Raw genomic sequence first — 14,036 nt, forward strand, 5'->3', positions numbered from 1 at the left:
CCCGCACATCGGAAGTCGCGGCTGGCAAAGGGAGAAATGGGAGAGCTGTCATCGTTCCTCAATCGGTTCGGGGGCATCTGAGTGGGAAGCGTCGTCGATCGGGCCTGCGGAGCGGGCGACCCGGACACGCAGCCCGATAACGGCAAGAGCGAGCGAGATCACCAGGCAGATCGCCCAAACCGCGACGAAGGATGTGGGGGTGGAGCGGGAGACGGTCGCCCCACTATCGGAAGCTGTAGCAACGAATAGCGTCATAACGAGCGCGAACACCGCCCCGGCAGCTGCTCCTGCCGCAGTGCGCGCGGTGTTGAAGAGTGCGGAGGCGATTCCCACGGAGTCCGCAGGAGCGTTGCGAACCACAACCGCGGGAAGAACCGCAAGTAGGACACCGGCGGAGACGCCCCCGAGCGCCATTGACGCGATAAACAGCGCGGCCGCCCCGGCGAAGACGATCATGAGAGCGAAACTCACGGCAGCGGTCGCTCCAGCGAGAGCGATCGCGCGGTGAGCGGAGATCCGTCGCACGAGCCGATCCCCGAGGAGCGTGCCAACAAAGGCGGCCAGCGCATAGAGCACGATGATCGCACCGGCGGCGGCGGGTGGGATACCGAGGCCGTAGCCGTCGCGCTCGCTGTCGCCGAGGAGCCAGAGGAAGCTCGCTGTTTGACCGCCGTAGGTCTGAGCGCCGAAGAGCAGCGAGGCGATGATCGGCAGTCCGATGCCCCCGCGTGTGAGCATCGTGAGATCGACCAGCGGATCGGTGATCCGGCGTTCCACGACGACCCAAATCGCCAGTACCGCCGCGCCGCCGAGGGCCAGGGCGAGGGTACGCGCGTCTCCCCATCCCCAGGTGCTGGCGTTCGACACTCCTGTCAGTATCGCGAGCAGCCCAATTGTCAGCAGGACGGCTCCGACGATGTCGACGCGCCCGCGCTTTCGCACCGTGGTCTCGGGCACGAGCAACACAACAACAGGTACGCACAGGGCGATGAACACCGCGGGAACCAACAATACGATCGTGAGTTCGCCGGTCGCACCGAAGAGCAGGCCGGACATGAGGGAGCCGATCGCGGCGCCGAGGGTGAGCGCGCCGACGAGCACTCCGATACTTCGGCTCGCTGATCGCTCGTCTCTGGCGCGGACGATCGCGAACTCCAGGGGTAGGAACGCCGCCAGCGGTGCCTGTAGCGCTCGCCCGAGGAGGAATACCTCGAATGTGGGTGCGAAGGCAACGACGATAGATCCCACGGCGACGAGCCCCGTCGCAATGACCAGCAACCGCTTATGCCCGAACATATCGCCGAGTTTGGCCAGGATGGGAACGCAGGCGACGGTCATGAGCATGTACATCGCGCTCACCCAGTTCAGTGCACCGGCGCCGACCCCGAACTGCTGGCCGATCGCAGCGAGCAAGGGCGAGAACCAACCCTGCAGCGCGCCGCTGCCAAATTCCATGACGACGAGAAACCCGACGACACCTATTGCCGGGCGCCCACGAACGAGACTCTGCGACACGAATTGCTCCTTTGTCGATCCGATGCGATGGGTTATGTTCACCCACGAGGACGAGGAAGGCACGTAGAATGCAGCTTTATGAACAAGGTTGACCGTTCTACGCAGTTAGCGAGTCTCGACGAGACCGATAAGAGACTGATCCAAGCACTGCAGATCAACCCCCGCGCCCGATGGGCTTCCCTCGCGCCCATCATCGGCGTCGACTCGGTAACGTTGGCCCGCCGCTGGGAACGACTGTCCGACCACGGACTCGCCTGGGTGGCCGGCCATCCAGGCCCCGGAACACGGGGGCCGTCAGCGATCCTCGAAATTGAAGCCGAACCCGGCGCCACTCTCGAGATCGCACACTCCCTCGCCGCCGACCGCGAGGCCTTCACGATCGACCACACCGCAGGAGGGCGAGACCTGCTGGCCATCGTGGGCGCGAGCGATCTCGACTCGCTGAGCGAATACATCATGGGGAGGATGCGTCGGCTCTCGGGCGTGCGCGCGACACGCACATTGCTCCTGTCCTCCCCGTTCACAGACGCCGGGCAATGGCGGCTGCGTTCCTTGTCAACCGATGAGACGTCTGCCGTCGAGCGCACCCTCGATGTGCCGACCGCCGCGCGAGGCGAGGTCGACCCGCAACTGGAAAACGCCCTCCTGCACGCGCTCGGGCAGGACGGGCGCGCCACAGTGACGAACATTGCTAGAGAGCTAGGGGTCGGGCAACGACGCGTACGCGAAGCGCTCACTACCCTCAGCGCACAGGGGCGCCTGGTGGTTCGCACCGAAGTTGCTCGCGCTCACTCCGGCTGGCCGGTGCACGCGTGGTACTTCCTACGGGTCCCGGCGGGCGTCGCCGAGCGCGTGGGCTCTGCCATGACGAGGCTCGGAGAAGTGCGCATGGCGGCATCGACGATCGGCCCGTACAACCTGGTGCTGTCGGTGTGGATGCGCGCACTCGCCGACGTTCAACGACTCGAGGTGGCAATCGAGGAAGGGGTGCCTGGTGTGTCGATCGCCGACCGATCGGTGGTCTTGCAGAGCCTCAAGAAAGAGGGCCGCTACCTCGGTACCGGCGGGCTTGCAACTGACACCATGATTCCCATGCTGATCTAGATTCTGCGTGAGAATCATCGGTTTCGCAGGGAAGCCTCTAATCAAGGCGGCTGCCGTACCAGCTGCCTAGCGTATGTCGTATGACGCATACGCAGCCGACTGTCGGAGTCTTCGACCTCTTCACGGTCGGGATCGGGCCCTCGAGTTCACACACCGTCGGCCCGATGAAGGCCGCCGCCGACTTCGCCGCGTCGCTCGAGGTCCGGGACCTGCTCCCGCGCGTGTCGACAGTGCGCGTCGATATCTTTGGCTCACTTGCCGCGACTGGCGCCGGGCACGGCACCTTCACCGCCGTGCTGCTGGGGCTGACGGGAGCGCGCTCCGACGAGATCACCCCCGACGAGGTCGCGGCACGGCTCGACGAAATTACACGTACCGGAACTGTCGCGCTCGGCGGACAGCATCCCGTTCCTTGCGCAGTCGAAGACTTCGTCCTCCGCCCCTTGACTGTTCACCCCCGCCACACCAATGCGTTGTCGTTCACCGCGGTCGATGCGACCGGTACCGCGCTCGCGACAGAAACCTACTTCTCGGTGGGTGGCGGGTTCATCGTCCGCGAAGGCGAGGAACCGGGCTCGGCGTCGACTGCGGGAGACGTCCTCCCGTTGCCGTTTTCTTCCGGGGCAGAACTCCTGGCCAGGTGCGAGGAGACAGGACTCGCCGTAAGCGAGGTGATGCGTGAGAACGAGCGCGCTCGGCGGCCTGACGATGAAATCCATGCGGGCCTGCGTCACATCTGGGACGTGATGGAGTCGAGCGTGCGGTCATCGATCGGGCGCGACGGCGTGCTCCCCGGCGGCCTGAAGGTTCGGCGGCGGGCGGGTGCGTGGGCGGCGCGTCTGGCCGCGGAGGATCCCGATCACGGTCACGAACACTGGCAGCAGCGTGTGAACCTCATCGCACTCGCCGTCAACGAGGAAAACGCGAGCGGTGGGCGCGTGGTGACGGCACCGACGAACGGCGCGGCAGGCATTGTTCCGGCGGTGCTGTACTACGCCCTGCACTACACCCCCGCCGCGGCGTCCGACGGCGAAGGGGTGCGCGAGGACGTTATCGAGAGATTCCTGCTCACTGCGGCCGCGGTCGGCTCGCTCTATAAGACGAACGCCTCGATCTCCGGCGCCGAGGTCGGATGCCAAGGCGAGGTCGGGTCGGCGTCGTCGATGGCCGCGGCGGGGCTGGCCGAGATTCTCGGCGGCACGCCACGCCAGGTGGAGAATGCCGCCGAGATCGCCATGGAGCACAACCTCGGCCTCACCTGCGACCCAATCGGCGGGCTGGTGCAGGTTCCCTGCATCGAACGCAATGCGATCGCGGCATCGAAGGCCATCAATGCCGCACGGATGGCGCTGTGGGGCGACGGAGAGCACCGCGTTTCGCTCGACCAGGTGATCGCGACGATGCGCGACACCGGCGCGGACATGAGCGACAAATACAAAGAGACTGCGCTGGGCGGCCTCGCCGTCAACGTTGTCGAGTGTTGAGAGGAACAGCAGTCATGCACACACGTACCGTCTTCACCGGAGGGCGCGTCTTCGACGGCGTCACGACCGCGCAGGCCGATGTGGCCATTCACGGGGACCGCATCGTGGATGTCGGGATAGGGCTTGACGGCGATGAGGCGGTCGACTGCACGGGAGCCTTCATCGTCCCCGGACTCTTCGACTGCCATGTCCACATCATGGCGAGCGACTTTGACTTGGCCCGGAGCGAACAGGAGCCCTTCTCCCTCCCCTATTACGAGGCGGTACGCAACCTTTCGCTCCTCCTCGATCAGGGCATCACCTCAGCGCGCGACGCGGCCGGAGCTGATGCCGGCGTGAAGCGCGCGATCGCGAAGAACCTCATCGAAGGACCACGACTGCAGACCGCAATCGTGATGCTCTCTCAGACCGGCGGTCACGGCGACCTGCATCTCCCCTCCGGCGGCAGCCGCTCGATGGCGATGATGATGCCACACCCGGGACGACCGCGCTCGGTCCGCGATGGAGTGGATGACGTGCGCCGCGGCGTGCGGGAAATCCTGCGCGCAGGTGCCGACGCAATCAAGGTGGCGACCACCGGTGGAGTCATGTCGACGGGCGACGATCCCCGCCACGCACACTTCCGCGATGACGAGCTCGCCGTGATTGCGGAAGAGGTCGCCGCGGCGGGAACATACTTCTTCGCCCACGCCCAGGGCACGGAGGGGATCAAGGCCGCCTTGCGACATGGAGCACGGTCGATCGAACATGGGTATCACCTCGATGACGAGGCGATCGACCTCCTGCTCCGCACCGGGGCGTGGCTCGTACCGACGCTGTCCGCCACCCAAGCGATCGTGGACGCCGCCGACCGCGGCGTGCCGATCCCCGCCGAAAGTCAGGCCCTTGCCCGAGAGGCTGTCGGCGCCCACCGGGCGAGCTTCGCTCGAGCCGTCGACGCAGGCGTCAAGGTCGCCATGGGGACAGATTCGCCGCCGTACGGCCACCCCTCCGACAGCAACCTCGACGAACTGTTGCTGATGACACAGGCGTCTGCGATGACGCCGGCGGATGCGTGGCGCGCAGCCACGGCGAACTCTGCAGCATTGCTGCGGCAGGACGACCTCGGTGCGCTCGCACCGGGAAAGATCGCCGACCTCGTCGTCGTGAACGGCGAAGTCGACGATCTCCGCGGGCTGCGCGGGCGCATCCGATCCGTCATCCTCGGCGGACGACGCGTGCGCTAACCGTTAGGCCTCACGCAGCGCCGGGCCGTCAGCGAAGATTACGTATCGCCGAGGAAGGCCGTGATGGCCGACGCGGCACGAGCGGGGTGCTCGTTCTCCCACGCGTGCCCGCAGCCGGCAAGCACCAGTGCATCCGCCTGACGGATCTCGTTGACCATCGACAGGGCATCCGCCATGGGCACCGCGGCGTCTTCACGTCCATGGATGACCAGCGTGCGGGCGTCGATCTCGTCCAGTCGGCCGCGTGTATCGAACCCGCGCGTAGCAGCGAAACGTCGCATCAACCGATCACCACGATCCGCTCGTACTGGCGCCCCGTCCGTCGGCGCGGAAGAGGTCGCGGCAGGCACCAGGTGCGCGAGGGTGGCCCTGGCGCGCGCCTCGTCGCCACGCTCGAGCGCGAGGAGCAGATCGGCGACAGGGCCAGCGGTGCGCTTGGCGCGGAACGGGGCCTGCGAGGTCGCGCCGAGCACGAGCCCACCCAAGAGGTCTGCGTGACGGAGAGCGAAGGCCTGTGCCACCATCCCCCCGAACGATGTGCCCAGAACGTGCGCGCGCGGATATCCGAGTGCCTGGACAAGCGCAGCGAGATCATCGGCGAGATCATCGGTCGTGTACGTCGACGGTTCGAACTCGGTGTTACCACGATCTCGCTGATCGTACGTGATGACCGTGAACGCTGATCTCAGGTGCACCCGAAGCTCGTCGAACAATTCCTGCCCGACCTGGAGCCCATGGAGGAGGAACAGCGGGGGCCCGGCACCGTCGACACGGAACGCGGTAACTCCCGCGCCAGTCCGGATGACGGCTTCCCTAGCCCCCGCCATCCTGGTCACCAGATCTTACGCTCGCGCGCGTCCGCGACCAGCTCGGGGTCGGGGATGAGCGTCTTCGCCGCGACCGTGGCCAGCGACTGCTGCGAGAAGTGGAACCCGAAGTCCTCGGTCACGAGCTTGCGCCACGGCCGGTTGAGGATGTTGTGCGTCGACCACCGTGCGAACCGCGGGCGCTTCATGATGTCGCGGGCGAGCTGCCAGGCCTTGGGGAGCAGGTCTTCGCGGGGCAGCACGTCGCTGACGAGACCATACTCCAGAGCTTTGCGGGCCGGGATGCTCGTTCCGCCGTAGACGGCGTAGGCTGCCCGCTTGGTGCCCATCAAGTGCTGCAGGGCGAGAGCGAGCCCGTCGCCGGGCGAGGTTCCGACCATGAAATGCGGGTCCATGAAGTCTGCATCCTCGGCGGCGAGGGTCACGTCGCACATCAGCGCGAACTCCGTGTGGATCCCCGGCCCGTTCACCACCGCGATGGTGGGGATGTCGATGTTGTTCACGAAGTTCTCGATCAGCTTCCACGCATCGATCGTCTGCTGGAAGATGTAGTCCGGAGTCTCGTCGACCAGCGGCTTGGGCCAGGTCTGACGGGGATCTCCCCGGAACCAGGCCTCACCGGTTCCCGTGATGATCAGAACGTGGTTCTCGGGGTCGTTGCCGACGTCCTGCCACACCCGATTCCACGCGTTGTGCGCTGCCCAGTTGTGCACGTACTCGCCGCCGTCGGTGTGGAGGCGCAGTTCGAGGATGCCATCCTCTCGACGCATCTCGAAGAAATCGGCGTAGCGCTTCGAATACTCCTCCAACGGTGTGGGCGCGACGTGACCGTCCCAACCGAAGCTCGCGGTGTCAACCATGGTGAGTCCCTTCGTCAGAGCGAGCCAACCCCGCCCGTTAATGAGACACTGTATCTCGATAAGCCGGGAGTTGATTGGGTATCGCGCAAATCGCTGGGAACCGGCCCGTTCTACGAGGTTCGCGAAGGTTCAGACGCTCAATCGACGTGGTCGCGCCACAAACCGGCGACGACGAGTTCCACGATCGCCTGCGCATCCTCAGGGAGGAAAGGGCGCTCTCGGCGCAGGACGAACCACTGCACGGGACCGATGAGCATCATATTGACAAAGGGGGCCTCCGCAGGGGGCAGCTGTCCAGCCTCTGTCGCCCGGTCGAGACGTCGCTGCAGTTCGCCGGTGCGGCGATCCAGGAGTTCTACTCCCACATGGTGAAGCCCATCGTTCCCATCGGTGCGGCGTAGGAGGATCTGGAGCACCGCGCGACCGGCAGGCGTGATGGACGCCTCGGCGAAGGATTGCAGGAAGGTCGTGAGGTCACGGACGATATCGCCGGTGTTCTCGATCTGCACAGTTGTCTCGGCGAAGTGTGTAAGTACGTCGCGGAAGAGATCGTCGCGGTTCGGCCACCGTCGATAGACCGTCGCGCGCCCGACCTGTGCGCGGGAAGCGAGTTCCTCGTATTGGAGACCGTCGATACCGCTCTCGGCGACGATCTCGAGCGCCGCCGCTCGCAACCGCTCCGTGACAAGTCGAGTGCGCCCTCCGGGGCGCCGCGCACGCAAGTCATCAACCGTCATGAGGCCACCTTGTCTTCCGATGCCTCTCAGCGCAACCGCGAGCTGCAGCCGCCGAGCGACATCAGCCGATGTTAGTCGTTTCATTCATCATCGGCTCCTCGAGCGAACATTCCTTCAACAACCAGGCTTCGTGCGACTGTTTCCTGCGTCGCCTACCGGTGGCAACATCGCACTCCCACAATGTCCAGAACATTCGCGACGCCCTGTCGCGCCTACTCCCGGAGTGAGCCATGACACAGAATCCCGCCAGTGCGATACGCCTCAACGAACGAGAACACGATGGATGGAGCGGACGCCTCGTCTGGTGGGTCGCGATCCTCATCGTCGCGAACACCCTTGTCGACACCGTGATCGTCGCTCCCTTGCTCGTGCTGCCGCAGATGGCCGAGTTCTTCGGCACGGATCAGAGCGCCTGGCTCAACGCGAGCGCCGTTCTGGCGGGGGCGATGTGGGCACCGCTCTTGGGCAAGAGCGCCGATATCTACGGCAAGCGCCGCGTCCTCGTGCTCGCGCTGCTCGCCGGCGGTGTCGGCGCTCTCATCTGCCTCGTCGCTCCGAACATCGGGATCTTTTTGCTCGGTCGTGTCATCCAGGGCACGGCGGTGGGCTCGGTCTTCATCACCGTCGTTTACATCCGACAAATGTTCCCCACCCGGGTCGGCATGACGTCCGTCGGTATCGTCACCTCCGGCTCGGCGATCCTTGGAATCGCGTCGCCCTTCCTCTTCGAAGCGGTCGTCAAGGCATTCGACTTCCGCGCGGTGTTCGTCGTGTCCGCTACCCTCGCGTTCGTAGCGGCGATCTCGGTGCGCGTGTTCCTGCCCGAGTCGCCCGTTCATGCTCGCAGTCGACTCGATGTGCTTGGCGCCATACTGCTCGGGTTGGGTCTCGCAGGTGTTCTGGCCTACATCAGCCTGGGGCCCACCGCAGGATGGACGAACGCCGGACTGGTGGTCATACTTCTGATCGGCGTCACGCTTCTGACGGCCTGGGTGTTCTCTGCACTGCGCACCCCACAACCTGTGGTCGATCTGCGCCGGCTGACGCGGCCGATGGTTGCGATGCTCTTGGTCGTCGTGCTCGGCACCGGGGCATACCAAGCGCTGCTGCAGCTGATGGGCCTGATCGGACAGACGCCGCCCGAGGCCGGCCTCGGCTACGGTCTCGCCGGAGAATCGAGCTCACTCGGTCTCATGTTCGCGCTCCCAGCACTGGGCGCGGCGATCGGAGGAATCTTTGCCGGCTGGCTCGGCGCCCGCATCGGCCCTGCACGCACGCTCGCCGGCGGTGCCTTCATCGGCCTGGGATCGGGTTTCGGCCTCCTCTTGTCCACTGGGTCCTTCCTCCCCGCGGCCATCTGCGCCGGCCTGCTCGGACTGACTGCCGGAGCGCTCGTCACCTCCGGCTTCAACCTCGCGACCACGCTCGTGCCGGAGGAGAGACAGGGCGTCGTCGCTTCGCTCGTGCAGGTGATGCTCGGCGTCGGGTCTGTCGTGATGAACATCGTCGGTGGGAGTATCCTGAGCGCCACCACGATTCCTGACAGCTCGGGACCGTCGGCAGCCGGGGTGAACATGTACATCATTGTGATGCTTGGCGCGTTCGCTGTCGCAACCGCGATCGCCGTGGGGCTATCTCGACACATCCGCTGGACGACCCGGACGGACAGCTCTCACTGAGTCCAGCACCCGAGTTCTTCGTGCGGCGCTATTCAGCTCTAGGGACGCGGCGTTGCATCCAAAACTGTCGGCAACGCGAACGGCGCGATCTATCCGGGATCCGAACAGAAAAGCGCTGCGCAACCCGGTCCTCGTCACCGAAAGGGGGCGAGGACCGTGAACGATGCTTTCCGACCTCAGCTGGGCGATCGCGGCGTCCCGGATGGTGTCGGCGGCGTGGCAGTACTCGGAGCAAAACATGGGGTGAGATCCGTTCACGAATCTCACCGGCAGCTAGTGCGTAAGTAGCACCTTCACGATGCCTATTGCTAGAGCAACAAAAGCCAGAGCCACGCCAGCCCAGAGAGCCCTAAGCGTGAGAGCCACACCACTGAACCGCTGCATGAACAGTCCGACGAACCCGATGCGTACGGCGAGGATGAGGATCGCGGATGTCTGCACCCATATAGGTGGCACCCATCCCAGCCACGCCACAAGGTAAAGCGCGGCTGGGATCAGTGCTGCCGTCGCAATGGGGCGGGCCGTCGCGAGTACCTCGCGCACGACCTCGCGACTAGCTGGATGCTCCGATTCGTCGACACCCTGCCCGAGACCGTGGGAGACGACGTGTGCGAGTACGTGAGCAAGGAATGTCAGAAAGCCGGTGGCCAGCACCGCACCAACTGCTGCCCCATGGCGAATCTGCTCGGGACCCACTGCGATGGCGGCGCTCAAAACGGTGATGTTCCCGTACACATAAGACGAGAGCCATTCACGTGCCCGCCCTACCGGGATATTTGTTCGCTGATGACGATCTCGGTGATGCTTGCGGTCTCGACCGTGGATATCGTTCTGCCTGTCGCGAGGACGGAATCGCATGTGGATAGTTCCTTTCTGGGATGGGTCACGTACTCGCGGCGGAGACGAGGATGCGGGCTAGTGCTTAGCGGAGCCAGGTGCGAGCCCCGCGTGAAACGCCAGAATCACCGCCTGGACGCGGTCGCGGGCGCCGATCTTGTTGAAAATCCGTCCTACGTTGCTCTTCACGGTCGATTCCGCGAGGTGCAGCGTCGCAGCGATCTCGGAGTTCGTAGCTCCGCGCGCGATCTCGACGAAGATCTCATGCTCACGGGCGCTCAGCCGCGTAGTGGCGGCTTTTGCTGACAAGTTCTGTGGCTCCTGTTGGGATAGCCCACCCGCCAAGCGCGAGAGCAGGCGCCTTGTCGCACTCGGTGCGATCACGGCATCACCTGCCGCTACGGAGCGGATGGCCGAAAGGATATCGCCAGGCTCCGAGTCTTTCGTCAGGAATCCGCTCGCTCCGGCTTCCAGCCCCTCGATCACATACTCGTCGAGATCGAAGGTCGTTAGGAGAAGCACCCGGGCCTCGGGAACATCCGCGACGATCTGTCTGGTCGCCTCGATCCCATCCATACCGGGCATCCGTACGTCCATGACGACAATGTCGGGACGCAGACGGAGCGCTTGGCGGACCGCATCCGCACCATCCACCGCCTCACCCACGACCTCGAGCCCGTCTTGCCCGGTGAGGAACATCCGCATGCCCATCCGGTGCAGCGCTTGGTCATCAACGAGAAGTACTTTCATCGAATTCACCGCCCTCGTTCGGGATCACCGCTCTGACCAGCCAGCCGGCGGCGGTCGCACCTGCGTGGAACACGCCCCCGAGCGCGTCGACACGTTCCCTCATGCCGACGAGACCGTGGCCATCGGTCGACACCGCGGGTTGACCTGCGCCAGGCACGGCGCCGCGGTCCGCGATTGATACAACCACTTCTTGAGCGCTAACGACGACACGCACCCTGACGGCGGTGCCTTCTCCGCCGTGACGCAGCGAGTTCGTGAGCGCCTCCTGGATGATGCGATACACCGCCAACTGGTGAGCTCGCGGCAACCTATGGAGGTCGCCGCGACGTTCGTCATCGATTTGGAGACCTGCGCTTCGCACCGTGTCGATCAAGGCGCTCAGGCGAGAGAGGTCCGGTTGAGGCGACAGTGGGGCGGGAGCATCACTATCGCCTGAGCGCAGAAGCCGAAGGACTTGCCGTAGTTGACTGACTGATGCCCGGCTCACCTGGCCTATGGCGGCGAAGGCGCGTTCCGCTTCGTTTGGCGACGACCGCAAGACGTTCTGTCCACCCGCGGCCAAAGACGCGATGACAGATAGGTCGTGCCCGATGAGGTCGTGCATCTCGCGAGAGATCCGCGACCGTTCTTCTGCCGCGGCTTCTCGCGCGACGTCAGCGCGGCGCCGCTGTTGCGCCTCCCGGGTACTGCGCAACTGCCTTCCCGCAAGGAGCGTGGCCGCGCTCATCGCGACAACTGGCAGCATTGCCGCGCCCCGTTCACCGAGCGCGAGCATCCCGGGCGAGGCTGCGCCCGCGAACGCGACGAGAGCCAAGATACCGATCAGCGCCGCGCTAGCCGCGAGCGCGCCAGACCGCCTTAGCCCTACGTGGTACAGGAGGACCCAGATCGCGAGGTACCCCCAGGGCGAAGGCTCCCCGATGAGTGCACTCGCCACGCCGCCAATGGTGAGCGCGGCGGTTGCCACGACGAGGGCGGCGAACGGAGCCCGGCGACGAAAGGCGACAGCGCCGCAGGCGGCGAACAGGAACGGCGCCCCGGCGGGTGACAGACCCGCCGAGGCGCTCGTACATGCGAGGGCAATCAGGATGGTGAGCGCAGCGTCCCAAACCAGAGGATGCGCAGTGTCGAAGGCACGTAGTCCCTCTCGTCGTGTCACGCTCACCCTCCGCTTAGCCGTCGAACTTCTTCAAGCGCCACCATGCCAGGCCGCCGAGGGCAGTCAACCACGTCAAGAGGATGATGATCGCCGTAGCGGCCCCGTATGGTTCCGTGCTCATCCCACCGGATCGCATGATGTTGATCGCTGCAAGCGGCATGTAGTCGGTAATGCTGGACAAGGGCTCGGGGAGGAACGCCGGCAGGATTTGGGGTCCCATTTGGAACAGGCCGAAGTACAGGCAGATCGCTCCCGCAGCGTTGCGCAATAGCCACCCCAGCAGCACGCCGAACAAAGCCCCGTAAGGCAACATGAGCGTGCCGCCAAGCACTCCCCACCACATCTCCGGAGCGAAGAGAGACATCCCCACGGCCGATGGAACCGTCCCCATCGCCTGGAGCAGCAGATAGAGGAGGACGGTGGTGGCGAAGGCGAGGATTGTGGAGATCCCGGTGACGACTGCAGCTTTCGCAAGCATCACGCCTGTGCGGCGGGGCGCGGTGGTCAGACTCGTGCGGATCGAGCCGCTTGCATATTCGGTGGAAACGCTGAGTACGCCAAAAACGACAAGCACAAGCATTCCGGCCGGATAGATACCTGTCCAGCCGAACGGGATGTGTCCTGCGTCGGCACCTCCCAGGGTCGTGCCGTCGATGATCATGTAGGAACAGAGCCCGATCGTCAGCGCGAAGGCGGCCGCCAACGTCACCCAGAGCGATCGAATTGTCCATAGTTTGCGCCATTCAGACCGCAGCAGTCCGACGCCGGTGATGCGCTCGCGGTCACGCGCTGCGGAAAAGGTTGGGACGGTGACTGCGGTCATCATGCTGCGGCCTCCTCCTGGGACGAGTACTCGACCGCGTTTCGGGTGATCTGCATGAATGCCTCCTCGAGTGACGCCCTTTCTGCGGATAGGGCGTACAGCGTGGCGCCCTGACCTGCCGCGATATGGCCGACTTCCCGAGCCGAGAAGCCGCTGATGAAGAGAGTGTCCTCGCCTGACCGTCGAACCTCGACCCCGGATCGTTGGATCACATCAGCGAGACGCGACGCATCAGGACTCACGACGCGTGTGGTCTCCGGCGCCACTGACTCGATGACATCTTCGACGGTTCCCGCCGCGAGCAGGCGGCCTTGCCCGATCACGACGAGGTCCTTCGCGATCAAGGAGAGCTCGCTCATTAGATGTGAGGAAAGAAATACGGTTCGCCCCTCAGCGGCAAGTCGTACCAGGAGATGACGGAGCCAGAGCACCCCATCTGGATCGAGGCCGTTCACCGGTTCGTCGAGCACGAGAGTGGCCGGGTCCCCCAGAAGAGCCGTGGCGATGCCGAGCCGTTGGCTCATGCCCAACGAGAACCCACCCGCTCGTTTGTTTGCGACGGCTCCGAGGCCCACCATCTCGAGGACCTCGATTGCCCTTGCGCGGGCGATGTTATGTGTCTCGGCGACGACGAGGAGATGGTTGAGGGCGGTGCGCCCGGGATTCACCGCCCTCGCGTCGAGCATCACGCCAAGGTGGCGAATTGGGTCGGGAAGGTCTTGATACCGGCGTCCGCCGACGGTGATACGACCATCTGTGGGTCGGTCGAGACCGACGAGCATGCGCATAGTGGTGGATTTGCCCGCCCCGTTAGGCCCGAGGAAGCCCGTGACGACGCCCGGACGAACGGTGAAGGTGAGGTTATCGACGACGGTCTTCTCGCCGTACCTTTTGGTGAGGTGGTGACTGGTGATCATGTCATCAATCCTGTTCTCTGCCTGTTCGCTCGACATCTCACTGCGGTACCGTGCACTACCTCCCGTGGTACCCCTCCGGCATCCTCATGTCACAGTCGACTGAGGCTCGCCGGGCACC

At 64.9% G+C, this 14,036-nt stretch carries 13 protein-coding genes; 4 read left to right on the forward strand and 9 right to left on the reverse strand.

The features are described from left to right. Positions 1–48: 48 nt before the first annotated feature. Entirely contained in the window at positions 49–1,515 is a 1,467-nt protein-coding gene (locus ACTJKK_RS14455; RefSeq protein ID WP_247955614.1) for an MFS transporter, read from the reverse strand. A 78-nt stretch (positions 1,516–1,593) separates the two neighbouring features. Here ACTJKK_RS14455 and ACTJKK_RS14460 point away from each other — a divergent pair, with 78 nt between their 5' ends. From ACTJKK_RS14460 to ACTJKK_RS14470, 3 genes are all read left to right on the forward strand, one after another. Then, a complete protein-coding gene (locus tag ACTJKK_RS14460) occupies positions 1,594–2,619 on the forward strand; it encodes an Lrp/AsnC family transcriptional regulator (protein ID WP_247955615.1) in 1,026 nt (341 codons plus the stop codon). An 80-nt stretch (positions 2,620–2,699) separates the two neighbouring features. Next, positions 2,700–4,103, forward strand: coding sequence for an L-serine ammonia-lyase (locus tag ACTJKK_RS14465; protein WP_247955616.1), 1,404 nt, complete (start codon positions 2,700–2,702; stop codon positions 4,101–4,103). A 14-nt stretch (positions 4,104–4,117) separates the two neighbouring features. After that, positions 4,118–5,329 carry an amidohydrolase family protein gene (locus tag ACTJKK_RS14470; protein WP_440748502.1) on the forward strand — a complete coding sequence of 404 codons (1,212 nt, stop codon included), beginning with the start codon at positions 4,118–4,120 and terminating at the stop codon, positions 5,327–5,329. Between the two features lie 38 nt (positions 5,330–5,367). Here ACTJKK_RS14470 and ACTJKK_RS14475 read toward each other — a convergent pair whose 3' ends face one another. From ACTJKK_RS14475 to ACTJKK_RS14485, 3 genes are all read right to left on the reverse strand, one after another. Further along, positions 5,368–6,156: an alpha/beta fold hydrolase gene (locus tag ACTJKK_RS14475; protein WP_440748571.1), complete on the reverse strand. Its 789-nt coding sequence runs from the start codon at positions 6,154–6,156 to the stop codon at positions 5,368–5,370. A gap of 5 nt (positions 6,157–6,161) precedes the next feature. Next, on the reverse strand, positions 6,162–7,016 hold the full coding sequence (locus ACTJKK_RS14480; RefSeq protein ID WP_247955618.1) for an enoyl-CoA hydratase/isomerase family protein: 855 nt from the start codon (positions 7,014–7,016) through the stop codon (positions 6,162–6,164). 137 nt (positions 7,017–7,153) lie between these two features. Continuing rightward, positions 7,154–7,690 carry a TetR/AcrR family transcriptional regulator gene (locus ACTJKK_RS14485; RefSeq protein ID WP_247955619.1) on the reverse strand — a complete coding sequence of 179 codons (537 nt, stop codon included), beginning with the start codon at positions 7,688–7,690 and terminating at the stop codon, positions 7,154–7,156. A gap of 410 nt (positions 7,691–8,100) precedes the next feature. Between ACTJKK_RS14485 and ACTJKK_RS14490 the strand changes: the two genes are divergently transcribed. Then, complete coding sequence (locus tag ACTJKK_RS14490) at positions 8,101–9,432, forward strand: MFS transporter (RefSeq protein ID WP_440748503.1); 1,332 nt, start codon at positions 8,101–8,103, stop codon at positions 9,430–9,432. A 273-nt stretch (positions 9,433–9,705) separates the two neighbouring features. On the opposite strand, the gene ACTJKK_RS14495 is transcribed toward ACTJKK_RS14490, so the two are convergent. The 5 genes from ACTJKK_RS14495 to ACTJKK_RS14515 all read right to left on the reverse strand — a co-directional run bounded on the left by ACTJKK_RS14495 (position 9,706) and on the right by ACTJKK_RS14515 (position 13,918). After that, the gene (locus ACTJKK_RS14495) at positions 9,706–10,146 is read right to left on the reverse strand and encodes a hypothetical protein (RefSeq protein ID WP_363558441.1); all 441 of its coding nucleotides are present in this window, start codon (positions 10,144–10,146) and stop codon (positions 9,706–9,708) included. Between the two features lie 201 nt (positions 10,147–10,347). After that, positions 10,348–11,019: a response regulator transcription factor gene (locus tag ACTJKK_RS14500; protein ID WP_247955622.1), complete on the reverse strand. Its 672-nt coding sequence runs from the start codon at positions 11,017–11,019 to the stop codon at positions 10,348–10,350. Beyond that, positions 11,000–12,178 (reverse strand): sensor histidine kinase, encoded by a 1,179-nt coding sequence (locus tag ACTJKK_RS14505; protein ID WP_440748504.1) that lies wholly within the window; start codon positions 12,176–12,178, stop codon positions 11,000–11,002. Before ACTJKK_RS14505 ends, ACTJKK_RS14500 begins: the two co-directional genes overlap by 20 nt. A 13-nt stretch (positions 12,179–12,191) precedes the next feature. Then, positions 12,192–13,004 carry an ABC transporter permease gene (locus ACTJKK_RS14510; RefSeq protein ID WP_247955624.1) on the reverse strand — a complete coding sequence of 271 codons (813 nt, stop codon included), beginning with the start codon at positions 13,002–13,004 and terminating at the stop codon, positions 12,192–12,194. After that, positions 13,001–13,918, reverse strand: a complete 918-nt coding sequence (locus tag ACTJKK_RS14515; protein WP_247957580.1) for an ATP-binding cassette domain-containing protein — start codon at positions 13,916–13,918, stop codon at positions 13,001–13,003. The genes ACTJKK_RS14510 and ACTJKK_RS14515 overlap by 4 nt, the downstream gene beginning before the upstream one ends. Positions 13,919–14,036: the final 118 nt, after the last annotated feature.

Origin of the sequence: Microbacterium sp. 22179, assembly GCF_052045715.1 — a bacterium.
Classification (GTDB): domain Bacteria; phylum Actinomycetota; class Actinomycetes; order Actinomycetales; family Microbacteriaceae; genus Microbacterium; species Microbacterium galbinum.